We start from the raw sequence: 26654 nt of genomic DNA on the forward strand, positions 1-26654 counted from the left end.
CCCCTCCTGACCTGCGGTAGACCCGCGTAGACTGCTCAGGTGCCCAAGGTGACGCGCGACGACGTGGCCAGGCTCGCGGGGACCTCGACCGCAGTCGTCAGCTACGTCATCAACAATGGTCCGAGGCCGGTAGCACCGGCCACCCGCGAGCGTGTCCTGGCTGCGATCAAGCAGCTGGGATACCGGCCCGACCGGGTGGCCCAGGCGATGGCCAGCCGCCGCACCGACCTGATCGGCCTGGTGATCCCCGACGCGCGCCAGCCGTTCTTCGGCGAGATGGCGCACGCGGTCGAACAGGCCGCCGCCGAGCGCGGGAAGATGGTCCTGGTCGGCAACTCCGACTACCTCGACGAGCGCGAGGTGCACTACCTGCGGGCCTTCCTCGGAATGCGGGTCTCGGGGCTGATCCTGATCAGCCAGGGCCCCTCCGAGCACGCCGCGGCCGAGATCGACGCCTGGGACGCCCGGGTGGTGCTGCTCCACCGCCGCCCCGACGCGATCGACGACGTCGCCGTGGTGACCGACGACGTCGGCGGCGCGCAGCTGGCCACCCGCCACCTGCTGGAGCACGGCCACCGGGACGTGGCCTGCCTGGGCGGCCCGGAGACCACCCCGGCCTCCGGCGACCCGGTCACCGACCACATCGAGGGCTGGCGGCGGGCCATGCAGGAGGCCGGGCGCCCCACCGAGGGACTGCTGTACTCCTCCCGGTTCAACCGCTACGACACCTACACCGCCGCCCTGGAGTTCCTCAGCCGCCCGGACCGCCCCTCGGCCATGGTCTGCGCCACCGACGACCAGGCGATCGGCGTGCTGCGCGCGGCGCGCGAGCTGGGCATCGACGTGCCCGGCGAGCTGGCCGTCGCGGGCTTCGACGACGTCAAGGAGGCGGCGCTCACCGACCCGCCGCTGACCACCGTCGCCTCGGACCGGCAGGCCATGGCACGGGCCGCCGTCGACCTGGTGCTGGACGACTCCCTGCGGGTCTCCGGCTCTATGCGGCAGCGGCTGCGGCAGTTCCCCTCGCGCCTGGTGATACGCCGCTCCTGCGGCTGCGGCTGACCCCCGCCGCGCGGCAGCGGCGGGCAACCGGCACGCGGCTGCTGCGGGCAACCGGCACAGGGGCCCGTAGGGCGCGGACCGGTGCGGAACGGCACGGACCGGCGCGGACCGGTGCGTACCCGCGCGGACCCGTGCGGACCCGCGCGGACCGGAGTAGTGGTGAGGGGCGGGTGGCGAAGGCCCGGGGCGGCCCGCCTTCCCCCGTTCGGCGGATCCCGGCCGGGTCCGGCCCGGGGGCGGGAACACCGCGGAAAACCGGCACGTCCGGCTTCCGGGTTCTGCGCCTCCCCTCGCTTCCTCCTCGGGCGTCTCTCATCCGGTCGGCGGACAGTCGACCACATGGACGACACGCACTCCCCGCGGGAACCGTTCACCGATCCGGGCGGCGGCACCGCCCGGCCCGGCGGCGTCCGGCCCCCGGGCCCCGTCGCCCGCGGACGGGAACCGTCCCCGGCCCCGCCTCCGCTCCCCCGTCCGCACCCCGCCGCTCCCCCGTCCCCGCGGCGGGCCGGGGCGCACCGCCGCGGCCCGGACCGCCGCGGGCGTCGGCTCCGGGGGCCGGTCGCCCTGGCGGCGGCGGTCGTCCTGGTCTCGGGCCTCGCGGGCGGCTCGGTCGCCACCCTGGCCGCGCGCACGACGGCTCCCGCGGCCACCGTGCCCTCGCCCGCCGTCGGCACCGCCGTCGTCTCGGGCCCGGACCCCTCCGGCGGGGTGAGCGCGATCGCAAAGGCGCTGATGCCCAGCGTGGTGGAGATCAACGTCACCGCGCAGGGCGGCGGGAGCACCGGCTCCGGGGTGGTGCTCTCCTCCGACGGCGAGATCCTCACCAACCACCACGTGGTCTCCGGCGCGTCCGGGGGGAGGATCACCGTGGTCTTCAGCGACGGCAGCACCGCCGGTGCCACGGTCACCGGAACCGACCCCTCCCTGGACCTGGCGCTGATCGAGGCCGAGGGCGTCGACGGCCTGGTCCCGGCGGTCCTCGGCGACTCCGACGCCGTGGCCGTGGGCGACCAGGTCGTGGCCATCGGCTCCCCCGAGGGGCTGACCGGGACCGTCACCAGCGGCATCGTCAGCGCCCTGGACCGGGAGGTGACCGTCTCCGTCGAGGACCGGAAGGCCGGCTCGGAACCGGGATCCGGCCCGGCGCCGGGGCGGGGGACGGGCGGGTGGCCCTTCCGGTTCGGCGAGGGCGAGTACAACGGCCCGGTCGAGGGCTCGACCACCACCTACCGGGCCATCCAGACCGACGCCTCCCTCAACCCCGGGAACTCCGGCGGGGCGCTGATCAACACGAGCGGACAGGTGATCGGCATCAACTCCGCCATGTACGCGCCCTCCTCGTCCTCGGGCGGCGAGTCCAGCAGCGTCGGGCTCGGCTTCGCCGTCCCCAGCAACTCCGTCTCCGAGGCCCTGGACGGCCTGCGCGCCGGCGGCGGCAACGCCTGAACCGGACCCGCCCGCGTTCCCGGACCGCCCGCACACGTCCACGGCGAGGTACCACCCCGTGCCCACCGCCGGGAGCGGCGAGGGGCGGGCCGGGGCCGGAGGAGCCACCGGCCCGCCCCTGACGGGCGGCCCCGCCGGGCCCCTGGCGGGGCCACGGTCTGCCGGACCACTGCGCCGCCGCACTCGTGCGGCCGCCGCGCTTCTGCGGTTTCCGGGTCTACCGGCTACTGGACGACGGTGATCCGGTCCGCGGCGGGGGCTCCGAGCGGTGCCCCGGCCGAGGAGTTGGCCGTCAGGTAGTCGATCAGGGCGGTGAGGTCGTCGCCGCCGACGAGCTCGTTCGTCCCCTCGCCGAGCGCCGTGAAGCCGTCGCCGCCGCCGGTCAGGAACGAGTTCATCGCGACCCGGTAGGTGGCCGACGGGTCGATGGCCTTGCCGTGGAGCCGGATCGAGTCGGTGACCACGCGGTCGGCGCCGCTGCGGGTCATGTCGAGGGTGTAGGTGAGGCCCTCGGAGACCTGGAGGATCTTGACCGACTTCTCGTTGGCGCCGCTGACCTGCTGGCGGAGCGCGGTGACCAGCTGCTCGCCGGTCAGGTCGACGACGTTCACGGTGTTGCTGAACGGCTGGACGGTGTAGGCCTCGCCGTAGGTCACCACTCCGTCTCCCTCGTCGCCGGAGGTGGCGTGCACCAGGTCCGAGCGGATGCCGCCGGGGTTCATCAGCGCCAGGTCGACCGCGCCGCCGTCCGCCTTCTCGGCGTGGGCGAGCTGGGCGTCGGCGATCAGGTCGCCGAGCGGCTTCTCGTAGGCGGTGCTGCCGCGGCCGAAGATGTCCTCGGCGATGTGGCCGACGGGCCTGGCGGCGACCGGGGCGGCCAGGGCGGCCCAGCGGTCGACGAGCGAGATCATGTCGCCGGCCACCTCCTCGGCCTTCTTCTGGTCGCGGCGCACGATGTGGTTGGCCGACTCGACCGAGGTGCGCACGATGTCGCCGGTGGCGCGGTCGTAGGTCATGGTCGTGTCGGTGTAGAGGCGGCCGTAGGAGGCGGCCGAGGTGACCGTGCGCGGCTTGCCGCCGGGGTCGGGGATCGTGCAGACGTACGGGTTGTGCGTGTGCCCGGTCACCAGCATGTCGACCTGCGGGGTGACGTTCTCGGCGATGTCGACGATCGGGCCGGAGATGCCGTCGCCGGGGCCGGGGCTGTCGCAGTCGTAGTCGTAGGCGGCGCCGGCCGGCGGGTTACCGCCTTCGTGGATCAGCGCCACGATCGACTTCACGCCCTGCTTCTGCAGCTTGCGGGCGTACTTGTTGATCGTCTCGGTCTCGTCGTGGAACGACAGGCCCTTGATCCCCTCGGCGCTGACGATGCCGGGGGTGCCCTCGAGCGTGACGCCGATGAAGCCGATCTTGACGCCGTCCTTCTTCCAGACCCAGGTGGGGTCCAGGAGCGGCTTGCCGGTGCTGTCCTCGGTGACGTTGGCCGCGAGGTAGGGGAAGTCGGCCCCCTCGAACTTGCGGTCGTCCTCGTAGCAGCCGTCGAGGGGGTGGCAGCCGCCGTCCTGCAGGCGCTTGAGCTCGGTGGCGCCCTCGTCGAACTCGTGGTTGCCCACGCCGGTGACGTCCAGGCCGAGCCCGTTCATCGCCTCGATCGTCGGCTCGTCGTGGAAGAGGCCGGAGACCAGCGGGCTGGCGCCGACCATGTCGCCGGCCGCGGCGGTGACGGAGTACGGGTTGCCCTCGCGGGCGGTGCGCAGCGAGGCCGCCAGGTGCGCGACGCCGCCGGCCGGAACGTCCCCGATCTTGCCCGAAGAGCCCGACGGGGGCTCGAGGTTGCCGTGGAAGTCGTTGAACGACAGGAGCTGGACGTCGACCGTGCGGCCCTTGCCGGGGCCGCCGTGGCCGGAGGAGGAGACCTGCCCCTCGGAGGAGCCGACGCCGGCCTGGGCCGGCATCGCGGAGACGAGTGCACCGACGGCGGCGAGGCTCGCGGCCGCGGCCACGAGTCTGCGGTTCCTGCGGCGCCGGTGGGGTGTTGCGGACATGAGTCCCCTTCAGGAGAGCGGGAGGACGCGGAGCATGCGGGCGGCAGCATATTGTCAACGCGCGTAGCCTGTCAGCGCCCGGGGCGTGAACGGAGGATTTCGGTCCGCTCACCGCCCCCGGACCGCCCGCCGCACCGCCCGCCGCTCCGGCGCCCGCGACGCACCCCGCGGACACCCCGGCGGCCCGGCACCCAGGCCCTCCGCCCGGCCCTTCCCACCCTCCCGCGTCTCTCATTGCGAGAAGCACTGTCTCATGATGCGAATGTGCAGCAGAGTAGGTGTACCGGCCACGAGAAGGAGGCGCCCACCGTGCGACGCTGGCTGATGCTGTTCCTGGCGACCACCGCCCAGACCGCCACCTGCGCGTTCCTCTACGGAATCCCCTACCTGGCCGACGAGTTGCGCACCGCCTGGCACCTCTCCCTGCCCCAGGTGGGCCTGCTCGTGGCCGCCCCCACCCTCGGCCTGCTCGTCTCCCTGGTCGCCTGGGGCGCGGCCGCCGACCGCTACGGCGAGCGCGTGGTGATCGCCTCCGGCCTCGGCCTGTCCGCACTCTTCCTCCTCTCCGCGCAGGCCGTGCACGGGGTCGCGGCCCTGGGCGCCGTGTTCGCCCTGGCCGGGGCCGCGGGTGCCTCCGTCTCCTCGGCCGGGGGACGGCTCGTCATGGGCTGGTTCGGTTCCGCCGAGCGCGGGCTGGCGATGGGCATACGGCAGACCGCCACCCCGCTGGGCATGGGAACGGCCGCCCTCACCCTGCCCCCGATCGCGGGGCGTTGGGGGCTGCACGGGGCGTTGGCGTTCCTGGCCGTCCTTGCCGGGGTGACGGCGGTGCTGGTCGCGGTCCTCGCCGCGGACCCCGCCGGGACCACGGCCGGGGGCAGTGCGCGGCGGCGGGGCAACCCCTACCGGGGGACGGCCCTGTGGCGCATCCACGGCGCGGGCGCGCTGCTGGTCCTGCCCCAGTTCACGACGGGCGCGTTCGCCCTGGTCCTGCTGGTCGACCTGCGCGGCTGGAGCGCGGTGGAGGCCGGACGCATCCTCGCCTGCGCCCAGGTCCTGGGCGCACTGCTGCGGATCGCGGCGGGACGCTGGTCGGACCGGGTGGGCAGCAGGATGCGCCCGATGCGGCAACTGGCCCTGTTCACCTCGCTGGTGGTCGCCGCCGGTGCGGCCGGAGCCGCCTTCCCCTCCCCGCTGACCGACGTCCTGCTGGTCCTGGCCGTCGGAGTCACCGCGAGCACCAACGGCCTGTCGTTCACCGCCACCGCCGAGACCGCGGGCCCCGCCTGGTCCGGCCGGGCCCTGGGGGTCCACAACACCGGCCAGAACCTCTCGGCGTCCCTCACCCCGCCGCTGATGGGCGCGGTCATCACCGCCGCCGGCTACTGGCCCGCCTTCGCGGTCGCCGCCGCGGCGGCGGCCGCGGCGGCCGCCGTCGTCCCCGCCCGCGACGCCGCACCCGCGCCCGCCCGGTCCGACGGCGGCGACGATGCCGGCGGCGACGACAATGACGGTGACGGCGGCGACGGCGACGCAGCCCGGGCCCCGGCCCGCCCGGCCCCGGCGGCCGGGATCGCGCAACGGCCGTCCCCGGGTCAGCAGCCGTCGTAGAGTCGGGGCATGACCGCAGATCAGGGCAGTACGCGACGGATCGAGACGCTGGACGAGCTCCCCGAGGACACCGCGCGGGACGTCCTCGGACTGATCGAGGAGGCCGCGCGGCAGGACGGCCCGTCGGCCGTCTCCGAGCAGGGACGGCTGCACCTGCGCCGTCCGCGCGCCGGCGTCCGCCACCTGCTGCTGCACGCCGACGGCAGGCTCGTCGGCTACGCGCAGCTCGAGGACACCGACCCCGTCGAGGCACCGGCCGGCGAGCTGGTCGTCCACCCCTCGTACCGCGGCCGCGGCCACGGGCGCGCCCTCGGGGAGGCGCTGCTCGCCGAGTCCGGCAGGCGGCTGCGGGTGTGGGCGCACGGCGGCCACCCGGCCGCCCGGCACCTGGCGGGGGCGCTGGGCCTGTTCCTCTTCCGCGAGCTGCGCCAGATGCGCCGCCCCCTCACCGGCCTGGTGCTGGAGGAGCCCGTGCTCCCCGAGGGCGTCCTCGTCCGCACCTTCGTGCCCGGCCGGGACGAGGCCGACTGGCTCGCCGTGAACGCCGCGGCCTTCGCCCACCACCCCGAGCAGGGCGGCTGGACCTCCCGGGACCTCGCCGACCGGCTCGCCGAGCCGTGGTTCGACCCGGCCGGCTTCTTCCTCGCCGTGCGCGGGGAGCGCATCGTCGGCTTCCACTGGACGAAGGTGCACGAGGCCGAGCGGCTCGGCGAGGTGTACGTGCTCGGCGTCGACCCCGCCGAGCAGGGCGGCGGCCTGGGCAAGGCGCTCACCACCATCGGGCTGCGGCACCTCGCCGACGACCGGGGCCTGCCCACCGCCATGCTCTACGTCGACGCCGACAACGCCCCGGCCGTCGCCGTCTACGAGCGCCTGGGCTTCACCACGCACGAGACCGACCTGATGTACCGCACCGAGGCCTGACGGGGCCGCCCGCCCGGTCCCGGGCCCGCCCCCGGCCCGGGCCGCCCCGGTTCCGCCCGCCCGGGCCCGGCCCGGGCCGCCCCGGGCGGGCCGGCGCCCCTCCCCCGCCCCGCGGCGGCCGCTCCCCGCCGCGCCCCCGGCCGGACGGGTTCCGCTTTCCCGCACGCCACGTGGCCTTCACCGTCCATTCAGGCGCGCTTGCGAGCATCCCGGAATGCAGCCCGCTGCGCGCTCTGCCCTGTCCCGTCGGGACGGCCCGCCCTCCGATCACGGCGGCAGCCGCTCCGACCTGCCGCTTTCTCCGGCGACGTTGGACAATGGAGTGATGGCCGGGCGGCACAGCCGACGGCCCGTCGCCCGCCGCACCGGAGGAGAGCAGGCCACGATGAACCAGCCCCGCGCCGCAGGTCCTATCGCTTCTGTCGAAACCCTCGTGCCCCACCGGCCGCACGCCGTTCCGGACCTGCAGGAATCCCCCCTCGAGGTGTTCGACCGCGAGGAGGGGGAGCTGCCGCGCGGCCGGTTCCTGGACCGCGAGCGCAGCTGGCTGGCCTTCAACGAGCGGGTGCTGGAGCTGGCCGAGGACCCGACGACCCCCCTGCTGGAGCGGGCCAACTTCCTGGCGATCTTCGCGAGCAACCTCGACGAGTTCTTCATGGTCCGCGTCGCCGGCCTGAAGCGCCGGATCGCCACCGGTGTGGCCACCCGCTCCGCCAGCGGCCTCCAGCCGCGCGAGGTCCTCGACCTGATCTGGACGCGCTCGCGGGAGCTGATGGCCAGGCACGCCGCCTGCTACCAGAACGACGTCGCCCCGGAGCTGGCCTCCGAGGGCATCTGCATCGTCCGCTGGCACGAGCTGGAGGAGAAGGAGCAGGCGCAGCTGTTCGCCCTCTTCCGCCAGAAGATCTTCCCCGTGCTGACCCCGCTGGCGGTCGACCCGGCGCACCCCTTCCCCTACATCTCCGGCCTCTCCCTCAACCTCGCCGTCGTGGTCCGCAACCCGGTCAGCGGGCACAAGCACTTCGCCCGGGTGAAGGTGCCGCCCCTGCTGTCCCGGCTGCTGGAGGTCGGCCCCCAGCGGTACGTGCCGCTGGAGGACGTGATCGCGGCCCACCTGGAGGAGCTGTTCCCCGGCATGGAGGTCCTGGACCACCACATGTTCCGGGTCACCCGCAACGAGGACCTCGAGGTCGAGGAGGACGACGCCGAGAACCTCCTGCAGGCGCTGGAGAAGGAGCTGCTGCGCCGCCGCTTCGGCCCGCCGGTGCGCCTGGAGGTCGAGGAGAGCATCGACCCGTACGTGCTGGACCTGCTGGTGCGCGAGCTGAAGGTCAGCGACTCCGAGGTCTATCCGCTGCCCGGCCCGCTGGACCTGACCGCCCTGTTCTCCGTCGCCTCCCTGGACCGTCCCGAGCTGAGGTTCCGCACGTTCGTCGCCGGGACGCACCGCGACCTGGCGGAGGTGGAGTCCGCCTCCGCCCCGGACATATTCGCGGCCCTGCGCGAGCGCGACGTCCTGCTGCACCACCCCTACGACTCCTTCTCGACGTCGGTGCAGGCCTTCCTGGAGCAGGCCGCGGCCGACCCCGACGTCCTGGCGATCAAGCAGACCCTGTACCGGACCTCCGGCGACTCCCCGATCGTCGACGCCCTGATCGACGCCGCCGAGTCCGGCAAGCAGGTGCTGGTGCTGGTGGAGATCAAGGCCCGCTTCGACGAGCAGGCCAACATCAAGTGGGCCCGCAAGCTGGAGGAGGCCGGCTGCCACGTCGTCTACGGCCTGGTGGGCCTGAAGACGCACTGCAAGCTGTCCCTGGTCGTGCGCCAGGAGGGCGAGACGCTGCGCCGCTACAGCCACGTGGGCACCGGCAACTACCACCCCAAGACCGCACGGCTCTACGAGGACCTCGGCCTGCTGACCGCGGACCCGCAGGTCGGGGCCGACCTGTCGGACCTGTTCAACCGGCTGTCCGGCTACTCCCGCCGCGAGTCCTACCGCCGCCTGCTGGTCGCCCCGCGCTCGCTGCGCGACGGCCTGGTCGAGCGGATCCTCAAGGAGATCGAGCACCACCGGGCCGGCCGGCCCGCCTTCGTCCGCATCAAGGTCAACTCCATGGTGGACGAGGCGGTCATCGACGCCTGTTACCGGGCCTCCCAGGCCGGGGTGCCGGTGGACATCTGGGTGCGCGGCATCTGCGCCGTGCGGCCGGGCGTCCCCGGGCTGTCGGAGAACATCCGGGTCCGCAGCGTGCTGGGCCGGTTCCTCGAGCACTCGCGGGTCTTCGTCTTCGGCAACGGCGGGGAGCCCGAAGTGTGGTTCGGCAGCGCCGACATGATGCACCGCAACCTCGACCGCCGCATCGAGGCCCTGGTGCGGGTCACCGACCCCGCCCACCGCGCCGTCCTCGCCGACTTCCTGGAGAAGGGCACGTCGGACGACACCTCGTCCTGGCACCTGGGTCCGGACGGCAGCTGGACCCGGCACAGCACCGACGCGGACGGCAGGCCCCTGCCGCACATCCAGGAGATGCTCATCGACGCCCGGAGGCGCCGGCGTGGCCCAGCGACACTCTGAGACCGCACCCGACACGGCGGCGCCGCCCGCACCCCCGCCGGGGCGCCGGGCACCGCCGCCCTCCCGGCGGGGGAGGTGCTCGGCCGCTACCTGGGGGACCAGGCCTCGGCCTTCCTGAGAGCCCTGCGGCTGCGGGAGGCCGACGAGGCCGAGGCCGCCCGCCGGATGCGGCGCTCCGCCCGCCGGATCGGCGCGGCGCTGCACACCTTCCGGCCCCTGGCCGAGCCAGAGTGGGCCGAGCGGCTGCGCACCGAACTGAACTGGCTGTCCGGGCTGCTCGCCCAGGAGCACCAGTACGCGGAGCGGCTCGTCCGGCTGACCGACGCGCTGCAGCGCCTGTCCGGCCGGACGCCGCCCGCCACCGAGCCGCCGGGCTCCCCCTCCGCGGGCGACGGCCCCACGGCCCCCGCCTCCACCCTGGGCGCGGCCCGGGCCGGGGCCCTCCTGGAGCGCCGGCTGACCCTGGCCCGCACCCGGGCGCACTCGGCGGCCCTGCAGGCCCTCGGGTCCGCCCGGTTCCACGCGCTCGCCGACGCGGTGGCGGTGCTGGTCTCCGAGGTGCCGCTGAGCCCGGCGGGCGGGCAGCCCGCGGGACGGACCCTGCTCCCCCTGGCCGAGGCCGCCCACCGCCGCCTGGCCGAGGCCGCGGACGCGCTGCCCCTGGGCCGGTCCGGGTACGCCTACAACTTCGACCCCCTGCACTCCTCCCTCACCGCCACCGTCACCGTGGTGGGGCCGGGCTCCGCCGGGGAGCAGCTCGGCACGGACCGCCAGGACGCGCCATGGCACCGCGTCCGGGTGCTGGCCCGGCTCAGCCGGTACGCCATGGAGGTGGCCTCGCCGGAGGAGGACCCGGCCTCGTCCCTGCAGGCGCACGCGGGCCTGGTCCTGCAGCGCCACCGGGAGGCGGCGGAGGCCGCCTCCGCGGCCGCCTCGGCGGCCCTCACCCCCCGGATCGCCCCCGCCACCGCGTACGCGCTGGGCGTGCTGCACGCGGACCAGCGGCAGCAGGTGGAGGCCGCCCGCTACGCCTTCAGCCGCCTGTGGCACCGGCAGATGGCGGACGTGTCCTGAAACCTTCGGTGACACAGCCGCTACGGAAGGTGCGGGGGCCGCACCCCGGCCCGGCAGGCACCCCGCCGCGCGCCCCGGGGCGCGCCGGTCCGTGCCGGGTCCGGCCCGGTGCGCCGTGCGGCCGCCGTCCCGCCGGGGTGGTCGCGGCAGGTCACCGGTCGAGCGCCGTCCGTGTACAGCGCGGGCCGCTCCGGCGCGCCCACCGCGCAACCGATACGCCGCACTGATATGCGAGGTTCACCTCGCGTTCACTCGGGGCCGTCGGGCGCTTCACCTGTCCTGCCTACTTTCGGCCGTACCGGTGAGCACCTCGCCGCCGGGTGGATGCAGGACAAAACCTCTTCTGCTTCGCCGTCCCCACCGGCGGGCTCCAGGAAGGAACATCCCAAGGTGAAGCTTCAGCACAAGAGCGGCCTGCGCACGCTGGCCGTCAGCGCCATCGCTCTGACCAGCGCGTTCGCCCTCACCGCCTGCGGCTCCGACAACAACACCCCGGGCGGCGGCGGCGAGACCACCCAGGCCGGCGCCGGCGACATCAAGTGCGACGGCAAGGGGCAGCTCCTGGCTGCGGGCTCCACCGCGCAGAAGAACGCCATGGACCTGTGGGTGCAGAACTACTCCCAGGCCTGCAAGGACGTCCAGATCAACTACCAGGGCACCGGCTCCGGCGCGGGCATCGAGCAGTTCATGCAGGGCAAGATCGGCTTCGCCGGCTCCGACTCCGCGCTGAAGCCGGAGGAGGTCGAGGCCTCGAAGAAGGTCTGCAAGGGCGGCCAGGCCATCGACCTGCCGATGGTCGGCGGCCCCATCGCCATCGGCTACAACCTGCCGGGCGTCGAGAACCTCGTCCTGGACGCCGAGACGATCGCCAAGATCTTCGACTCCAAGATCACCAAGTGGAACGACGCGGCGATCAAGAAGCTCAACCCCGACGCCAAGCTGCCCGGCACCGCGATCCAGGCCTTCCACCGGTCCGACGAGTCCGGCACCACCGACAACTTCACCAAGTACCTCAAGGGCGCCGCCCCCGACGCCTGGAAGTACGAGCCGGCCAAGGCGTGGGAGGCCAAGGGCGGCCAGTCCGCGGACGGCTCCTCCGGCGTCGCCTCGCAGGTCAAGCAGGTCGAGGGCGCCATCGGCTACTTCGAGCTCTCCTACGCCGACGCCAACCAGATCCCCACCGTCGACCTGGACAACGGCTCCGGCAAGCCCGTCGAGGCCACCACCGCCAACGCCTCCGCCGCCATCGGCGAGGCCGAGGTCGTCGGCACCGGCAAGAGCCTGGCCCTCAAGCTCGCCTACGACACCAAGGCCGAGGGCGCCTACCCGATCTCCCTGGTCACCTACGAGATCGTCTGCGACAAGGGCAACAACGCCGAGACCCTGGGCGCCGTGAAGTCCTTCCTCGCCTACACCGCGAGCGAGGCCGGCCAGAAGGCCGTCACCGACAAGGGCTACGCCCCGCTGCCCGAGGAGATCGCGGTCAAGGTCCGCGAGACCGTCGACTCCCTCTCCTGACCCACCGCGCGGCCCCCGCCACGAACGGGGGCCGCGCGTTCCGGTGCACCGCCGCCAGGGACCGGCCCGCACGAAGGGCCGGCCCCGTCAGACCGGAGAAACCATGGACACACCGAGCCGTTCAGAGCACACCCCCTCACCACCCGACCTGGTCACCCCGCCCGGCCTCACCTCCCCGCAGACCGGGCTGGCCGCCGCCTCCGCCGCCTCCGGCCGGGCCCGGCTGGGCGACCGCCTCTTCGCCGGGGCCTCCAAGGGCTCCGGCATCCTGCTCCTGGTGATCATGGCCGCCATCGCGGTCTTCCTCGCCGTCCGCGCGACCGTCGCGATCTCGGCGAACGAGGGCAACTTCCTCACCACCTTCGAGTGGAACGCCAACGCCAACCCGCCGGTCTTCGGCATCGCGGTCCTCGCCTACGGCACCGTGGTCAGCTCGATCATCGCCATGGTGATCGCCGTTCCCGTGGCCGTCGGCATCGCGCTGTTCGTCTCCCACTACGCGCCGCGCCGCCTGGCCCAGCCGATCGCCTTCGTGATCGACCTGCTCGCCGCGGTGCCCAGCATCATCTACGGCCTGTGGGGCGCGCTCTTCCTCGTCCCCCACCTGACCGGCCTGAACCTGTGGCTGGACGAGTACCTGGGCTGGACGGTGATCTTCGACAAGACGAACCCGGCCGCCACCCCGCGCTCGCTGTTCACCGTGGGCATCCTGCTGGCGATCATGATCCTGCCGATCATCACCAACGTCACCCGCGAGGTGTTCCTGCAGGTCCCGCGGGCCCACGAGGAGGCCGCCCTGGCCCTGGGCGCCACCCGCTGGGAGGTCATTCGCATGTCGGTGCTGCCCTTCGGCCGCTCCGGCATCATCAGCGCCTCGATGCTCGGCCTGGGCCGCGCGCTCGGCGAGACGATGGCCGTCGCCACCGTGCTGTCCGCCTCCCCCGTGCTGACGGCGCACCTGCTCGACGCCGGCGGCGGCACCTTCGCGCAGAACATCGCGAGCGCCTTCAAGGAGGCCAACGACATGGGCCGCGACGCCCTGATCGCCTCCGGCCTGGTGCTCTTCGTCATCACGCTGCTGGTGAACGGCGCCGCCCGCCTGATCATCGCGCGCCACAAGGAGTACTCGGGGGCCAACGCATGAGCACCGTCACCACCCGCCCCGCCGACACCGCCGCGCCGCTCCCCGAGGGCCTGAAGCAGCGCCGGCTGCCCTCCTGGGCGCCGCTGGGCATCGCCGTCGTCTCCGTGGCCGCGGCCGTGGGCGCGGGCATGCTGTTCGGGCTGCAGAGCAAGGTCCAGTGGGGGCTGATCGCCGCCCTCCTGTTCGTGGCCGTCAGCTTCGCGCTCGCCTCCGCGGTCGAGGGCCGCCGGCAGGCCAAGGACCGGCTCGCCACCAGCCTGGTGTGGGTGTGCTTCCTGCTGGCCGTGGTGCCGCTGGCCTCCCTGATCTGGACCACGGTCGGCCAGGGCTCCAAGGTCCTCGACGGGTACTTCCTGACCCACTCGATGGCCGGCCTGCTCGACATCCAGCCCGGCGGCGGCATCTACCACGCCATCATCGGCACCCTGGAGCAGGTGGGCCTCGCGACCCTGATCGCCGCCCCGATCGGCCTGCTGACCGCGATCTACCTGGTGGAGTACGGCAAGGGCACCCTCGCCAAGGCCGTCACCTTCTTCGTCGACGTCATGACGGGCATCCCCTCGATCGTCGCGGGCCTGTTCATCCTGTCCTTCTGGCTGCTGATGCTGGGCTTCGACTACTCGGGCTTCGCCGGCGCCATGTCCCTGGCCATCCTGATGATGCCGGTCGTGGTCCGCTCCACCGAGGAGATGCTCAAGCTCGTCCCCAACGAGCTGCGCGAGGCGTCCCTGGCCCTGGGCGTGCCCAAGTGGCGCACGATCACCAAGGTCGTCCTGCCCACCGCCGTCGGCGGCATCACCACCGGACTGGTGCTCGCGGTCGCCCGCATCGCCGGTGAGACCGCGCCGATCCTGCTGCTCGTCTACGGTGCCCCGTACATCAACAACAATCCGTTCGAGGGCGCCCAGTCGTCGCTGCCGCTGTACGTGTACCAGCAGTACGTCAACGGGAACGCGGCCTCCTACGACCGCGCGTGGGCGGCGGCACTGGTGCTGATCATCTTCGTCATGCTGCTGAACCTGGTCGCCCGCGGCATCGCCCACTGGAAGGCCCCGAAGGCCGGTCACTGAGCCGCCGGGCCCCTCCGGCCCGCCCCCGGCCCTCCCCCAGACTTCACGGATGGATTGAGAGTTACCCCCATGGCCAAGCGCATCGACGTCAGCGGCCTCAGCGCCTTCTACGGCAAGAACAAGGCGATCGACGACATCTCCATGACCGTCGAGCCCGGTTCCGTGACCGCCTTCATCGGCCCGTCCGGCTGCGGCAAGTCCACCTTCCTGCGCACCCTCAACCGGATGCACGAGGTCATCCCCGGCGCCAGCGTCGAGGGCAAGGTCCTCCTGGACGACGAGAACCTCTACGGCCCGGGCGTCGACCCGGTGGCCGTGCGCCGCACCATCGGCATGGTCTTCCAGCGCCCGAACCCGTTCCCGACGATGTCCATCTACGACAACGTCGCGGCCGGCCTGCGGCTCAACGGCATCAGCCGCAAGAAGGACCTGGACGACATCGTCGAGAGGTCCCTCAAGGGCGCCAACCTGTGGAACGAGGTCAAGGACCGCCTGAACCGGCCCGGCGCCGGCCTCTCCGGCGGCCAGCAGCAGCGCCTGTGCATCGCCCGCGCCATCGCGGTCGAGCCGCAGGTCCTGCTGATGGACGAGCCCTGCTCGGCGCTCGACCCGATCTCCACCCTCGCGATCGAAGACCTGATCCGCGAGCTCAAGGAACGCTTCACGATCGTCATCGTCACGCACAACATGCAGCAGGCCGCGCGCGTCTCCGACCGCACCGCCTTCTTCAACCTGGCAGCCGTCGGGCAGCCGGGCAAGCTGATCGAGATCGACGAGACCGAGCGGATCTTCTCCAACCCGTCGGTCCAGGCCACCGAGGACTACATCTCCGGCCGGTTCGGCTGAGCCGGACCGCCCCGATGCCGCTTTGCGGTGCTGCATGGCGGTGCCACCGCAAAGCACAGGGCCCGCCCCTCCTGCGAAGGAGGGGCGGGCCCGTCCCGTTCCCGGCCCCCGCGGTGAGGGGGCCGGGACGGGTCAGCCGACGATCAGGACGCCGACCGCGTACGACAGGGCGGCCACCAGCGCCGCCGCGGGCATGGTGATGAACCAGCCCATGACGATGTTCTTCGCCACCCCCCAGCGGACCGCCGAGACCCGCTTGGTGGCCCCCACGCCCATGATCGCCGAGGTGATCACGTGGGTGGTGGAGATCGGCGCGTGGAACATGAACGAAGCGGTGTACATGATCGACGCCGCGGTGGTCTCCGCGGCGAAGCCCTGCGGCGGGTCCAGCTCGATGATCCGGCGGCCCAGGGTGCGCATGATGCGCCAGCCGCCGGCGTAGGTGCCCAGCGACAGGAACAGGGCGCAGGAGATCTTGACCCACACCGGGATCTCGTTGTGCTGCTGGACGTCCGCGATGGTCAGCGCCATCACCACGATGCCCATCGTCTTCTGCGCGTCCTGGAGCCCGTGGCCGAGCGCCATGCCGGCCGCGGACACCGTCTGGGCTATCCGGAAGTTCCTCTTGGCCTTGCTGGGGCTGGCCCTGCGGAACATCCACATGATGGCGAGCATCACCAGGTAGCCGACGAGGAGGCCGACCAGCGGGGAGAGGAACATCGGAATGACGATCTTCCCCACCACCCCGGACCAGTAGACGGTGACGGAGCCGGCCAGCGCCGCACCGACCATCCCGCCGAAGAGCGCGTGGGAGGAGGACGACGGCAGGCCGAAGTACCAGGTGATCATGTTCCAGGTGATCGCGCCGACCAGCGCCGCGAACAGGATGAGCATGCCCCGGTCGCCGACCGGGGTGGCGATCAGGCCCTCGCTGACCGTCTTCGCGACCCCGCTGCCGAGGAAGGCGCCCGCGAGGTTCATCACCGCGGCCATCAGCAGCGCGGCGCGCGGGGTGAGCGCCCGCGTCGACACCGAGGTGGCGATGGCGTTGGCGGAGTCGTGGAATCCGTTGGTGTAGGTGAAGAAGAACGCGACCCCGACGGTCACGAGGAGTGCGAAGGTGTCCACGACAGGATCAGGACTCCTTGACCGCGATGGTCTCCACCGTGTTCGCCACGTGCTCGAACGCGTCCGCCGCCTCTTCGAGGACGTCCACGACCTGCTTGAGCTTGAGCACCTCTATGGCGTCGTACTTGCCGTTGTTGAAAAGGTGCGCGAGCAGTTTGCGGTGGATCTGGTCGGCCTGGTTCTCCAGGCGGTTGACCTCGATCCAGTACTCGGTCAGGTTCGACATCGTGCGCAGGTTGGGCATCGCCTCGGCCGTCAGCTCGGCGGCCCGCGCGAGGACCTCGATCTGCTGGTCGATGCCCTTCGGGAGCTCCTCGATCTGGTACAGGACGACCAGGTCGACGGCCTCCTCCATGAAGTCCATCACGTCGTCCAGCGAGGAGGCCAGGGAGTAGATGTCCTCGCGGTCGAAGGGCGTGATGAAGGAGGAGTTCAGCTGGTGGAAGATGGCGTGGGTGGCGTCGTCGCCCGCGTGCTCGGCGGCTCTCATCCGGTCGGCGATCTCGGAACGCGCGGATGTGTCTGCGCCGAGCAGTTCCATCAGGAGCTTCGAACCTGTGACGATGTTGTCCGCGGAGGCGGCGAACATGTCGTAGAAGCTCGTCTCCCTGGGGGTCAGACGAAAACGCACGTGAAGTCTCCGGGGTGCTGCGGATTCGGACTCGTTGATGCTAGGCGCAATGAACGTCGGGTGAGCAATCCGGGTGCCCAAGACGTACACGGTGTACCCGTGGGCAATCGGGTGCACGCACAGTGCTACCGGAAGAATTCGCGCGGAAACGGGTCCAATACCCCGCCAGGGTATTCTTCAAGGGGAGAACGGGAGGGCGGCCATGGAACACGGCTACACCAAGGAGAAGGAGCAGCACCTCAAGCGGCTGCGCCGCATCGAGGGGCAGGTGCGGGGTCTGCAGCGGATGGTGGAGGAGGACGTCTACTGCATCGACATCCTCACCCAGGTGTCCGCGGGGACCAAGGCGCTGCAGTCCTTCGCCCTCCGGCTGCTGGAGGAGCACCTGCGGCACTGCGTGGCCCACGCGGCCGCCGCCGGCGGCCCCGAGGCGGACGCCAAGGTGGCCGAGGCCACCGCCGCCATCGCCCGGCTCATGCGGACCTGACGAACTCCGCCGCCCCGTCGTCCCCCCGGCCGACCCGGAGCACCTCGTCGATGCGGTCGGGGCTGAGCCGCTCCTCCCGCGCGGTCGACGCGGCGATGATCAGGTCGCCGCACATGTCGATCTCGGCGAGGGCCACGTGGTCCTGCACTCCCGTTCCGCGCGACGGCGCCACGTGCACCACCTCCTCGTTCTCGAGCCCCGAGCGCCGGCCCCAAGACTAGGGACGGGCGCACGCTCCGCGCATGACACGGACGGGCCATTTGAGCGGGCCATTCCGGAGCCCCCCGGAAGTCCCCGGTCCGCGGGACGCGCCCCCGTGCACCCGTGCGCCCCCGGAGAGGACCGGGGCGCCGGGGCGGGGCGCCCGGCCCGGGGCGGCCCGGGGGCCCGGGGCGCCCCGGGCGCCGTCACGGAACCGCGGGGGAGACGACCTTCCCGTGGTAGACGTCCGCCGCGTCCGGAAGCTCGACGACGACCCGCGCACCGAAGTCGTGCAGCTCGGTCACGGAGCGCACCACGACACGGGACTCCGCCCGCCGCCCCGCGCCCGCGCCGGCCGCCCCGGTGAAGGTGAAGACCTGCTCGATCCTGCGCAGCCGCCCCCGGTCGTCCAGGTAGGCGTCGAAGGGCACCCGGCCCCCGGTGAAACCCCTGGCCGCCGCCCGCAGCGGCTTCGCCGCCGCCTCCGGCACCGCTCCGGCGGCCCGCGCGATGTCGCTCACCCCCCGGAAGTGCCGGACCCGCACCCCGCCCACGGTCGTGGCACCCACCAGTTCCACCTCCCGCGCCCCCCGCAGCAGGTCGGCGGCGGTGACCGGGTCGGTCGCCCCGCCGGTCACCAGGTTCCCGTCCGGCAGGGTCGCGGTGTCCACCCGGACCCACTTGCCCTCGGGCACCCCGGCGCCGCGGTTCTTCATGTACAGCCAGCCCGGGACGATCAGCTCCCCGAGCGGCTTGCGGACCCGCTCGCCGGACGCGTCCGCGGGCAGGACGACCGTCAGCCGCCCCCGCCTGCGCGCGTAGTCGAAGCCCCCGCTGCCGCGGACGGTGATCTTCGTCCCACCGCTGTCCATGGACATCGTCGTCGTGGTCCTCGACGTGCCGGAGCGGGCCAGCACGTCCGCGGCCCCGCGCACCTCCTCCGCCGGGGAGGAGGCGATTCGGTCCGAGGAATGACCGCCCGCGTCGGCGTCGCCCGTGCACCCGCCGAGCAGCACGGCGGCCGCGGCGGCCCCCGAGACCGCGGCAGCGGCTGCCCTCCCGGTCCTGCCCACCATCGTCCGTCGCCCTCCCGGATTCCGACAGATGAAGCTCCTCTCCGACAACGAGCCGGTGACTGCGGAGTCACGCGGGGCCCACGCGGGGCCCGGGGCGCCGCCCCGAGCCCCGCTTGCCGCTACCGTGGCTGCGTGCTCAACCTCCACGAGGACTGCCGGCCCGTCACCCACCGCACCTCCACGGTCGAACGGGGATCGTTCTGCTTCGCCACCTGCGACTGCGGCTGGCGGGGACCGGCCCGGCGGGCGCGGGACAAGGCACGCAAGGACGCCGAGGAGCACGCCCGCTGACCGGGCCCGCCGGAAGGACGCAGCATTGATCGTGGTGGCCGGCGAGGCGCTCGTCGACCTCGTGCCCCAGCGGCCCGCCGGACCGCCGGGCCGCCCCGGCACGGCCCCGGGCGGTACGCCGCTGTCCCCGCTGCAGCCGCGGCCGGGCGGGGGCCCGTACAACGTCGCGGTGGCCCTGGGGCGGCTGGGTTCGCCGGTCTCTTTCCTCTCCCGCGTCTCGCGGGACCCCTTCGGCCGGGTCCTGCTGGACCGGCTCGCCGCCGCCGGCGTCCGCACCCACCTGGTGCAGCGCGGCGACGAACCGACCACCCTCGCCCTCGCCTCGGTCGACGCACACGGCTCCGCCGACTACACGTTCTACGTGCAGGGCACCGCCGACCGGCTGTTCGGCGACCCCGGTCCCCTGCCGGACGACACCCGCGCCCTCTCCCTGGGAACCCTCTCCCTGGTCCTCGAGCCCGGCGCGAGCGCCTACGAGGCGGTACTGCGCAGGGAAGCCGCGCGGGGAGTGCTCACCGCCCTCGACCCCAACGTCCGCCCCGCCCTCGTCGACGACCCGGACGCCTGCCGCAGGCGCTTCACCGGCTGGCTGCCGCACACCGGCCTGCTCAAGCTCTCCGAGGACGACGCCCGGTGGCTCTCCCCCGACGCACCGGCCGACCGGGCTGCCCGGCAGTGGCTGGACCGCGGCCCGGCCGCCGTCGTCCTCACCCGCGGCGCCCGGGGGCTCTCGGTGGCCACCTCCTCGGGCAGGAGCGTCGACGTCCCCGCCGCCCCCGGCCCGGTGGCCGACACCATCGGGGCGGGCGACACCGTCCACGCCGCACTGCTGCACCGGCTGGCCGAGGAGTCGCTCCTCTCGCGAACGGCCCTGGAGGGGCTCGGCACCGGCGACTGGCAGGAGATCCTGCGGTTCGCCGCCCGCGCCGCCGCCGTCACCTGCTCCCGCCCCGGCGCGGACCCGCCGCGGGCGGAGGAGCTGGACCGCCTCCTCCCCCGCGACGAAACCCCCTGACCCGGCGGCCGCCCGCCCCGGCGCCCCACCGGTCCGGCGCCCCCTCTGCCCGGCGTTCTCCCGACCCGGCGTTCCACGGTCCGCCTCCCGGAAACGCCGAGGGGCCGCCCGAGGCCCGCAACGGGTCCCGGACGGCCCCTCGGGCCTTCAGATCCTCAAGCCGCCAGGTCCGCCCGGCGGTCCCCGGCGTCCTGGGCGTCCCGGGCGTCCGGCCGCGCCCCGGCCCGCGGCGCGCGCCGCTCGGCGACGACCACGCCCCGCAGCACCCGCGAACCCGACCTGGACACCGCGGTGGTCAGCGGGACCAGCAGCATCTGGGCCAGCGGCGCGAGCAGCAGCGCGGTGGCCGTTCCCAGCGCGAACCCGCCGACGACGTCGGTCGGGTAGTGCACGCCCATGTAGACCCGGGCCACGCCCTGGAAGAACGCCAGCACCATGGCGACCAGCCCGAGCCTGCGGTTGACCAGGAACAGCCCGACCGCGACGGCCGCGCCCATCGTCGAGTGGTCGCTGACGAAGGAGAAGTCGGTCTTCCCCGCCACCAGCACCTCGAGCCCGTCGTGGGAGAGGAACGGCCTGGGCCGCTCCACCAGTCCGCGGATCGGGACGTTGATCAGCAGGGCCACGGCGGCGGCCAGGGGCGCCCAGACCACGCCGGCCACGGCCGCCGGCGCGTCCGGCCTGCTCCGTGCGCGCCACCAGCAGATGACGCCCAGCAGCACGATCACGGCCATGCAGCCGTACTCGCCGACGTACTCGACCGTCCGGTCGGCCCAGTCCGGGGCCGCCTTGGCAAGGCCGTTGATGTCGTAGAGCAGGCTGACGTCCGGGTCGGCCCCGTCGAATGCGAGCTCAGCCATGCACTGCCCTTCTCCTTGTGCCGTGGAACGGCCGCGGTTCCGCCCCGTGCGTGAACGCCCGCCCACCCCGGGAGCGTTCCGCCGTTCACCGGATGATCACCAGGAAGTTACCCAAGGGTGATCATGCGCGGTGAACGCGCCGTCGCGCCCGCGTCGCGGGAACCGCGCCGACACGGCGTCACATCTGTCTCAGGACCCCACGGAACGGTCACCGGTGCCGTTCGGCAGAGCCGCGGCACCGTCGCTCGTGACCCGGGTCGCGCCGAAGTACTTCGGGGTGTCGATCTTGTCGAAGCGGATCACCGCACCCGTGCGGGGAGCGTCGATCATATAGCCGCCCCCGACGTAGATGCCCACGTGATCGATGCTGCGTGGATCGCTCAAGTCGGTGGCGAAGAAGACCAGGTCGCCCGGGAGCAGTTCGTCGCGCGCGGGGTGCGGTCCGGCGTTCCACTGGTCGTTGGCCACCCGGGGCAGTTCGATGCCCACGGAGGCGTACGCGGCCTTGGTCAGGCCCGAGCAGTCGAACCGGCCCCCGTGCTCGGGGGTCCCGTTGCCGCCCCACAGGTAGGGGGTGCCGAGCTTGTCCTGGGCGTAGTAGATGGCGCCCGCCGCCTGCCGGGAGGGCTCCACCGTCGTCACCGGGGCGGCGAAGCTCTTCTCGAGCGTGCGGATGGTCTTCACGTAGTTGCGGGTCTCGGTGTACGGCGGGACGCCGCCGTACTGGATGACCCGGTAGGCGCCCGCGTTGTAGGCGGCGAGCATGTTGTCCGTGGTGTCCCCGGGCACCTTCTTGACGTACCCGGCGAGCTCGCAGTCGTAGGAGGCGGCGGACGGGATCGCGTCGGCCGGGTCCCACACGTCGCGGTCGCCGTCGCCGTCGCCGTCGATGCCGTGCGTGGCCCAGGTGCCCGGGATGAACTGCGCGATGCCCTGCGCGGCGGCATGGCTCTGCGCCTTGGGGTTCCAGCCGCTCTCCTGGTACAGCTGGGCGGCCAGCAGCGCCGGGTTGATCGCCGGGCAGAGGTTCCCCCACTTCTGCACCAGGTGCTGGTAGGCGGCCGGCACGGAGCCCTTGGCGAGCCCGACCGAGCCGCTCGCGCCCACCAGGCCGGCGGCGGCCGCGTACACGCCCACCACCAGCAGCACGACGAAGCAGAACATCGCGGCGGTACCGAGACTGAGGGAGAGCCAGACCTTACGAGCCATCACCGTCGCCCCCAATCCCGATCATTGCTCAGCGCAACCACGCGTGATACACAGAGTAAGCCGTCGCCCTGTCCGAACACGAGCACGCACCATTGTGGGCCCCGAAGGGTGCTCCGCGGTGGGGATCGCGTGAGAGAACCGTCGAGAAAATCGCTAAGTCGACATCTGGATGCGGGTACGTCGGCGAAGATGGATGATGGTTTCTCACGCCCCGACGGGGGCACCAAGTGACCGAGCAGGGTGGTGAGTTACATGTTCCTGGCAGCCGAGAAGGGCGACATCGACACCATCATCGGCGGCATCGCGCCCGACTGGGGTCCCTTCGGATCCCTCGGCACCGAGGCCCGCGTGATGGTCGAGGTGGTGATGGCGGTCGCCATCCTGCTGTGCCTGGGCATCGCGATCTGGGGCGCGGCCAAGCAGCGGATCGGGGCGACGGCGCTCCGCGACACCTTCAGCGCCGAACAGGGCAAGGGGCTGATCATCGCCGGCCTCACCGGCGTGTTCATCATCGGGTCGCTGGGGACCCTGTTCACCATCGTCTACGGAATGGCCGTCTAGCGTCGCCGGCGCGAGCGCCTGTCCCCTTCCGACCGAGGCAGCGTTACTGATGCCCACCCAAACGTCCGTGCCGGTCCCGCCACGGAGCCGACCCACCGGCACGCCGCGCACGCGGCGTGCCGCCGCGTCATGTCCGAGGGGGCGATGAATCCGTGAGCTTCACCGAGAACGACGGCCCACCGACCAGGACCAGGCTTCCGGAGACCAGAGCCACGGGCCCGGCCGGCGGCGGAACGGGACGACGCTCACCCCGGTCGATGGTCACCGTGGCGGCCGTGGTCGTGCTGCTCGTCGCCGCCATCGCGTTCGCCAACCGCGGCTCGGGCGGCGGAGGCACGAACGACGGCCCCGCCGAAGGCCGCCGGACCGGGCAGGCCGACCCCACCGCGCCCACCGGCGTCGAACCGGTCACCGGCAAGAACGCCGGCATCGCCTCCGGCTTCGCCCGCACCGAACAGGGCGCCCAGTCCGCCGCCGCCAACTACGCCGTGGCACTCGGCTCCGACGGCATGTTCCGCACCGAGGACCGCCACCGCATCGTGGACGCCGTCTACACCCCCGACGCCGCGGACAAGCTGAAGAAGCCTCAGGACAGAGCCTATTCGGCGGACTTCTTGGCCAGCCTCGGACTTGACGAGAACGGCGCCCCGCCCGAGGACAAGACCTTTGTCTCCCGCGCGATTCCAATCGGAACAAAGGTCGAAAGCTTCGCCAAAGACACCGCGAAAGTGTCTGTGTGGTACACGGCGCTGATCGGCATGGCAGGGACCGGATCCACCGACCCGGTGCGGTCCGCATGGAAAACCTGGACCTTTGACCTGGCGTGGACCAATTCCGACTGGAAGATCGTTCGCGATGGCCAAAGGGACGGGCCGGCTCCGGTGCAGGGCGATGTTCCTGCGGCCGGCGCAAAGGAGATCACCGAGGCCGTTGAGGGGTACGGAGGCTTCACCTATGCACGGTAGTCCCCGTCCTCAGCGGAGGCGCGCAAGCATCCTCGGCAGCATGCTCGGAGCCGTCCACCTGCTTGCGTGGGCTCTTCCGACCTCTGCTGCAGCCGATCCCGCCCCCTCCGAATCCCCTGCGGCAACCGAATCACCGATTCCGTCCGGCTCCCCGAGCCCGTCCGGTGCACCGAGCTCAGAGGCGAGCAACAATCCCTGCGACCTCCTCATCGGTCCGGCCAAGGACTACTGCGAGGGGGACGTCACCGGGGGGAGCGGCGGGGGCGGCAGCACCACGAACCTGCCCGGCGTCGCGGACCCGCTCGACTCCCTCGCCCGCGCCTGCGCCGACGCCGCGGCCTGGGTGGTCAAGCAGCTCAGCAGCGCCGTCGAGTCCACCACCCAGGTCGACTTCACCAACCCGGCGTTCCGCGCGCAGTACGGCGTCGTCTTCGCCGCCACGACCTTCCTGACCCTGGTCCTGTGGCTCTTCGCGGTCGCCAAGCGGGCCGTCCGCGGCATCCCGCTGACCGAGGCGATCAGCGAGGCCGTCGGGTTCCTGTGGCTGGCGGTCCTGGCGTCCGCCTTCACGCCCCTGGTCCTCTACACCCTGGTCTCGGCGACCGATGCGATCACCGAGGTGATCGCCATGGGCACCAGGGACGACACGGACATGTTCTTCGGCTCCTTCGTCGAGGCGCTGTCGCAGGACAGCGACATCGGCGGCGGGCCGATCATGCTGATCGTCGTCTCACTGGTGTCCATCGTCGCCGCGGGCGTGCTCTTCCTCGAGCTGTTCATCCGCGCCGCCCTGCTCTACGTCGGCGCGCTGCTCGGCGTGGTCGTCTACTCGGGCCTGGTGGACAAGAACCTGTGGCACCACGTCCGCCGCTGGGCGGGCATCATGATCGCCATCATCATGGTCAAGCCGGTGATCGTGATCGTGCTCGGCCTGGCCGGTGCGCTGGCGGCCTCCGAGGAGGGCCCGAACTCCTTCTCCGCCGTCGTCTCCGGCCTCGCGATCATCCTGCTCGCCATCTTCGCGAGCTTCATGATCTACCGCTTCGTGCCCGGCTTCGGCGACGACATCGCCGCCATGCGCAGCAGCCGCAAGAACGCCGGCGCGGGCGGCGCCGGTTCCGCGGCCGCCGTCATCAGCAGCCCCGCCGCCCTCGTCAAGCAGGGCATCAACACCCACAGCGCCCGCGGCGGCGGCGCCGCTGGCGCCCAGGGCGCCAGCGGCGGCCAGTCCGCCAACCCCGTCTCCTCCGGGATCGCCGCGCACAGCAGCCGTTCCGGGGCGGGCGGCGGCCCCGTGCCCGCGCCGGCCCCCCGCGCGCCCGGCGCGTCCCGCACCCCCGGAACGCCCGGCGCGTCCGGTACCACTCCCGGAGGTGACCGGCCGTGACGACACAGCCGATCAGCCAGCGGCGCACCTACCTCATCGGCAAGGCACGCCCCAACGCCATCATCGGCAAGAACCGCGAGACCGGCGAGATCGCCGTGATCGTCGCCTGCGCCTTCGTCGGCATGATGTGCGGGCTGCTCGTGCCGCTGCTGCCGCTGCGCATCGCCGGGCTGGTCGGCTTCCCGCTGGTCGGCCTGGCCGTCGTCTACATGCCCTACAAGCACCGCACCTTCTACCGGTGGTTCGAGATCAACCGTTCCTACAAGCGCACTGTGCGCCGCGGCGCCGCGTACCGGTCGGACGCGGTCGAGGCGGGCACCCGCCTGGACGGGCGCGAGGTCGAGATCGGCTCCCCGCCCGGCATCGGCCGGATCAACTGGCTGAGCGCCCCCTTCGGCCCGGACGAGATCGCGGTGCTGCTGCACGTGGAGCGGCGCACGGTCACCGCCGCCATCGAGATCGAGGGCCCGGGCGTGGGCCTGCGCGACTCCGAGGACCAGGAGGCCTTGGTCGAGCGGTTCGGCACCCTGCTCAAGCACGTCGCCAACGGCGACGGCTTCGTCACCCGCCTGCAGATGCTCGCCCGCACCCTGCCCGCCGACCCCGACGCCCACGCCAAGGACGTCGAACGGCGCGGCGACTCCTCCGCCCCCGCCTGGCTGCGCGACTCCTACGACCAGCTGCAGTCCATGGTGTCCACCTCCTCCGAGCAGCACCGCGCCTACCTCGTCGCCTGCATGCACTACACGCGCGAACTGGCCGCCGAGGGCAACGCCATGGCCCGGGCCACCGGCCACAGCAAGGACGAGGGACTGGCCGTCGTGATGGCCCGCGAGCTCACCGACATCTGCGCCCGCCTGGCCGAGGCAGACATCCGGGTGCGGCAGCCGCTGGGGCAGGCCCGGCTGTCGTCACTGATCCACTCCATGTACGACCCGGACCACCCCATCGACCACATCCAGGCGATGACCCGGCGCAACGCCTGGCCGGCCGAGCTGGACGCCACCGAGCCGACGTACCTGCAGGCCAAGACCCGCGAGTCGGCCACCCGCGCCCCCTGGTGCCACGCCACCGCCTGGATCAAGGAGTGGCCGCTGACCCCCGTGGGCGTCAACTTCCTCGCGCCCCTGCTGGTCCACACCCCGGACGTCATCCGCACCGTGGCCGTCGCCATGGACCTGGAGCCCACCGACGTCGCCATCGAGCGCATGCTCACCGAGAAGACCAACGACGACGCCGAGGCCAGCCGGGCCGCGAAGATGAACCGCGTCGTCGACCCCCGCGACATCGCCCACCACAGCCGCGTCGACCAGCGCGGCGAGGACCTCGCCAGCGGCGCGGCCGGCGTCAACCTGGTCGGGTACATCACCGTGTCCGCCCGCTCCCCGGAGGCCCTCGCCCGCGACAAGCGGACGATCCGCGCCTCCGCGGGCAAGAGCTACCTGAAGCTGGAGTGGTGCGACCGCGAGCACCACAGGGCGTTCGTCAACACGCTGCCGTTCGCGACCGGCATCCGCCGCTAGGA

At 72.7% G+C, this 26654-nt stretch carries 24 protein-coding genes; 17 read left to right on the forward strand and 7 right to left on the reverse strand.

The features are described 5' to 3' along the window. The first annotated feature begins 39 nt into the window (after nucleotides 1–39). The gene (locus tag GQS52_RS11105; protein ID WP_182313243.1) at nucleotides 40–1062 is read left to right on the forward strand and encodes a LacI family DNA-binding transcriptional regulator; all 1023 of its coding nucleotides are present in this window, start codon (nucleotides 40–42) and stop codon (nucleotides 1060–1062) included. Nucleotides 1063–1401: 339 nt separating this feature from the next. Continuing rightward, entirely contained in the window at nucleotides 1402–2511 is a 1110-nt protein-coding gene (locus tag GQS52_RS28220; protein ID WP_182313244.1) for a trypsin-like peptidase domain-containing protein, read from the forward strand. Nucleotides 2512–2735: 224 nt separating this feature from the next. On the opposite strand, the gene GQS52_RS11115 is transcribed toward GQS52_RS28220, so the two are convergent. Next, nucleotides 2736–4556 (reverse strand): bifunctional metallophosphatase/5'-nucleotidase, encoded by a 1821-nt coding sequence (locus tag GQS52_RS11115; RefSeq protein WP_182313245.1) that lies wholly within the window; start codon nucleotides 4554–4556, stop codon nucleotides 2736–2738. Nucleotides 4557–4820: 264 nt separating this feature from the next. Here GQS52_RS11115 and GQS52_RS11120 point away from each other — a divergent pair, with 264 nt between their 5' ends. The 8 genes from GQS52_RS11120 to pstB all read left to right on the forward strand — a co-directional run bounded on the left by GQS52_RS11120 (nucleotide 4821) and on the right by pstB (nucleotide 15318). Further along, a complete protein-coding gene (locus tag GQS52_RS11120) occupies nucleotides 4821–6167 on the forward strand; it encodes an MFS transporter (protein ID WP_259370709.1) in 1347 nt (448 codons plus the stop codon). 9 nt (nucleotides 6168–6176) lie between these two features. Further along, complete coding sequence (gene mshD / locus GQS52_RS11125) at nucleotides 6177–7091, forward strand: mycothiol synthase (RefSeq protein WP_182313246.1); 915 nt, start codon at nucleotides 6177–6179, stop codon at nucleotides 7089–7091. Between the two features lie 385 nt (nucleotides 7092–7476). Beyond that, nucleotides 7477–9666, forward strand: a complete 2190-nt coding sequence (locus GQS52_RS11130; protein ID WP_182313247.1) for an RNA degradosome polyphosphate kinase — start codon at nucleotides 7477–7479, stop codon at nucleotides 9664–9666. A gap of 75 nt (nucleotides 9667–9741) precedes the next feature. Next, nucleotides 9742–10740 (forward strand): CHAD domain-containing protein, encoded by a 999-nt coding sequence (locus GQS52_RS11135; RefSeq protein WP_182313248.1) that lies wholly within the window; start codon nucleotides 9742–9744, stop codon nucleotides 10738–10740. Nucleotides 10741–11130: 390 nt separating this feature from the next. After that, complete coding sequence (gene pstS, locus GQS52_RS11140; RefSeq protein WP_182313249.1) at nucleotides 11131–12258, forward strand: phosphate ABC transporter substrate-binding protein PstS; 1128 nt, start codon at nucleotides 11131–11133, stop codon at nucleotides 12256–12258. A gap of 103 nt (nucleotides 12259–12361) precedes the next feature. Beyond that, nucleotides 12362–13402 (forward strand): phosphate ABC transporter permease subunit PstC, encoded by a 1041-nt coding sequence (gene pstC, locus GQS52_RS11145; RefSeq protein WP_182313250.1) that lies wholly within the window; start codon nucleotides 12362–12364, stop codon nucleotides 13400–13402. After that, nucleotides 13399–14472, forward strand: a complete 1074-nt coding sequence (gene pstA, locus GQS52_RS11150) for a phosphate ABC transporter permease PstA (RefSeq protein WP_182313251.1) — start codon at nucleotides 13399–13401, stop codon at nucleotides 14470–14472. The genes pstC and pstA overlap by 4 nt, the downstream gene beginning before the upstream one ends. A 69-nt stretch (nucleotides 14473–14541) precedes the next feature. Beyond that, nucleotides 14542–15318, forward strand: a complete 777-nt coding sequence (gene pstB / locus GQS52_RS11155) for a phosphate ABC transporter ATP-binding protein PstB (protein WP_182313252.1) — start codon at nucleotides 14542–14544, stop codon at nucleotides 15316–15318. A 132-nt stretch (nucleotides 15319–15450) separates the two neighbouring features. Here pstB and GQS52_RS11160 read toward each other — a convergent pair whose 3' ends face one another. Together GQS52_RS11160 and GQS52_RS11165 are read right to left on the reverse strand one after the other, a co-directional pair. Next, nucleotides 15451–16446, reverse strand: coding sequence for an inorganic phosphate transporter (locus tag GQS52_RS11160; protein WP_182313253.1), 996 nt, complete (start codon nucleotides 16444–16446; stop codon nucleotides 15451–15453). 7 nt (nucleotides 16447–16453) lie between these two features. Beyond that, nucleotides 16454–17077: a DUF47 family protein gene (locus GQS52_RS11165; protein ID WP_182313254.1), complete on the reverse strand. Its 624-nt coding sequence runs from the start codon at nucleotides 17075–17077 to the stop codon at nucleotides 16454–16456. Nucleotides 17078–17279: 202 nt separating this feature from the next. On the opposite strand from GQS52_RS11165, the gene GQS52_RS11170 reads away from it, so the two are divergent. Then, complete coding sequence (locus GQS52_RS11170; RefSeq protein WP_182313255.1) at nucleotides 17280–17564, forward strand: metal-sensitive transcriptional regulator; 285 nt, start codon at nucleotides 17280–17282, stop codon at nucleotides 17562–17564. On the opposite strand, the gene GQS52_RS11175 is transcribed toward GQS52_RS11170, so the two are convergent. Further along, nucleotides 17551–17742: a hypothetical protein gene (locus tag GQS52_RS11175; protein ID WP_182316365.1), complete on the reverse strand. Its 192-nt coding sequence runs from the start codon at nucleotides 17740–17742 to the stop codon at nucleotides 17551–17553. The two genes, GQS52_RS11170 and GQS52_RS11175, sit on opposite strands and share 14 nt — an antisense overlap. 229 nt (nucleotides 17743–17971) lie before the next feature. Further along, a complete protein-coding gene (locus GQS52_RS11180) occupies nucleotides 17972–18841 on the reverse strand; it encodes a hypothetical protein (RefSeq protein ID WP_182313256.1) in 870 nt (289 codons plus the stop codon). 132 nt (nucleotides 18842–18973) lie between these two features. Here GQS52_RS11180 and GQS52_RS11185 point away from each other — a divergent pair, with 132 nt between their 5' ends. Next, nucleotides 18974–19132 carry a hypothetical protein gene (locus GQS52_RS11185; RefSeq protein WP_182313257.1) on the forward strand — a complete coding sequence of 53 codons (159 nt, stop codon included), beginning with the start codon at nucleotides 18974–18976 and terminating at the stop codon, nucleotides 19130–19132. 25 nt (nucleotides 19133–19157) lie between these two features. Continuing rightward, nucleotides 19158–20147 (forward strand): carbohydrate kinase, encoded by a 990-nt coding sequence (locus GQS52_RS11190; protein ID WP_182313258.1) that lies wholly within the window; start codon nucleotides 19158–19160, stop codon nucleotides 20145–20147. A 155-nt stretch (nucleotides 20148–20302) separates the two neighbouring features. Here GQS52_RS11190 and GQS52_RS11195 read toward each other — a convergent pair whose 3' ends face one another. Both GQS52_RS11195 and GQS52_RS11200 read right to left on the reverse strand, forming a co-directional pair. Beyond that, nucleotides 20303–21007, reverse strand: a complete 705-nt coding sequence (locus GQS52_RS11195; protein WP_182313259.1) for a phosphatase PAP2 family protein — start codon at nucleotides 21005–21007, stop codon at nucleotides 20303–20305. 189 nt (nucleotides 21008–21196) lie between these two features. Then, nucleotides 21197–22216 carry a bifunctional lytic transglycosylase/C40 family peptidase gene (locus tag GQS52_RS11200; protein WP_182313260.1) on the reverse strand — a complete coding sequence of 340 codons (1020 nt, stop codon included), beginning with the start codon at nucleotides 22214–22216 and terminating at the stop codon, nucleotides 21197–21199. 252 nt (nucleotides 22217–22468) lie between these two features. On the opposite strand from GQS52_RS11200, the gene GQS52_RS11205 reads away from it, so the two are divergent. The 4 genes from GQS52_RS11205 (at nucleotide 22469) to GQS52_RS11220 (ending at nucleotide 26652) form a co-directional block, all read left to right on the forward strand. After that, nucleotides 22469–22777, forward strand: a complete 309-nt coding sequence (locus tag GQS52_RS11205; RefSeq protein WP_182313261.1) for a hypothetical protein — start codon at nucleotides 22469–22471, stop codon at nucleotides 22775–22777. A gap of 275 nt (nucleotides 22778–23052) precedes the next feature. Further along, nucleotides 23053–23742 carry a hypothetical protein gene (locus tag GQS52_RS11210; protein ID WP_346268234.1) on the forward strand — a complete coding sequence of 230 codons (690 nt, stop codon included), beginning with the start codon at nucleotides 23053–23055 and terminating at the stop codon, nucleotides 23740–23742. A gap of 40 nt (nucleotides 23743–23782) precedes the next feature. Next, complete coding sequence (locus tag GQS52_RS11215; RefSeq protein WP_259370710.1) at nucleotides 23783–25129, forward strand: hypothetical protein; 1347 nt, start codon at nucleotides 23783–23785, stop codon at nucleotides 25127–25129. Then, on the forward strand, nucleotides 25126–26652 hold the full coding sequence (locus GQS52_RS11220) for an SCO6880 family protein (RefSeq protein WP_182313263.1): 1527 nt from the start codon (nucleotides 25126–25128) through the stop codon (nucleotides 26650–26652). Before GQS52_RS11215 ends, GQS52_RS11220 begins: the two co-directional genes overlap by 4 nt. Nucleotides 26653–26654 lie beyond the last annotated feature (2 nt).

Origin of the sequence: Streptomyces sp. SCUT-3 (assembly GCF_014083985.1) — a bacterium.
GTDB classification, from domain to species: domain Bacteria; phylum Actinomycetota; class Actinomycetes; order Streptomycetales; family Streptomycetaceae; genus Streptomyces_H; species Streptomyces_H thermolineatus.

Excerpts from the sequence above, each read along its gene's own strand:
- GQS52_RS11215 (WP_259370710.1), top strand. The coding sequence starts at position 23,783 with ATGCTCGGAGCCGTCCACCTGCTTGCGTGGGCTCTTCCGACCTCTGCT.
- GQS52_RS11205 (WP_182313261.1), top strand. The coding sequence starts at position 22,469 with ATGTTCCTGGCAGCCGAGAAGGGCGACATCGACACCATCATCGGCGGC.
- GQS52_RS11130 (WP_182313247.1), top strand. The coding sequence starts at position 7,477 with ATGAACCAGCCCCGCGCCGCAGGTCCTATCGCTTCTGTCGAAACCCTC.
- GQS52_RS28220 (WP_182313244.1), top strand. The coding sequence starts at position 1,402 with ATGGACGACACGCACTCCCCGCGGGAACCGTTCACCGATCCGGGCGGC.
- pstC (WP_182313250.1), top strand. The coding sequence starts at position 12,362 with ATGGACACACCGAGCCGTTCAGAGCACACCCCCTCACCACCCGACCTG.
- GQS52_RS11180 (WP_182313256.1), bottom strand. The coding sequence starts at position 18,841 with ATGGTGGGCAGGACCGGGAGGGCAGCCGCTGCCGCGGTCTCGGGGGCC.
- pstB (WP_182313252.1), top strand. The coding sequence starts at position 14,542 with ATGGCCAAGCGCATCGACGTCAGCGGCCTCAGCGCCTTCTACGGCAAG.
- GQS52_RS11115 (WP_182313245.1), bottom strand. The coding sequence starts at position 4,556 with ATGTCCGCAACACCCCACCGGCGCCGCAGGAACCGCAGACTCGTGGCC.
- GQS52_RS11200 (WP_182313260.1), bottom strand. The coding sequence starts at position 22,216 with ATGGCTCGTAAGGTCTGGCTCTCCCTCAGTCTCGGTACCGCCGCGATG.
- pstA (WP_182313251.1), top strand. The coding sequence starts at position 13,399 with ATGAGCACCGTCACCACCCGCCCCGCCGACACCGCCGCGCCGCTCCCC.
- mshD (WP_182313246.1), top strand. The coding sequence starts at position 6,177 with ATGACCGCAGATCAGGGCAGTACGCGACGGATCGAGACGCTGGACGAG.
- GQS52_RS11195 (WP_182313259.1), bottom strand. The coding sequence starts at position 21,007 with ATGGCTGAGCTCGCATTCGACGGGGCCGACCCGGACGTCAGCCTGCTC.
- GQS52_RS11170 (WP_182313255.1), top strand. The coding sequence starts at position 17,280 with ATGGAACACGGCTACACCAAGGAGAAGGAGCAGCACCTCAAGCGGCTG.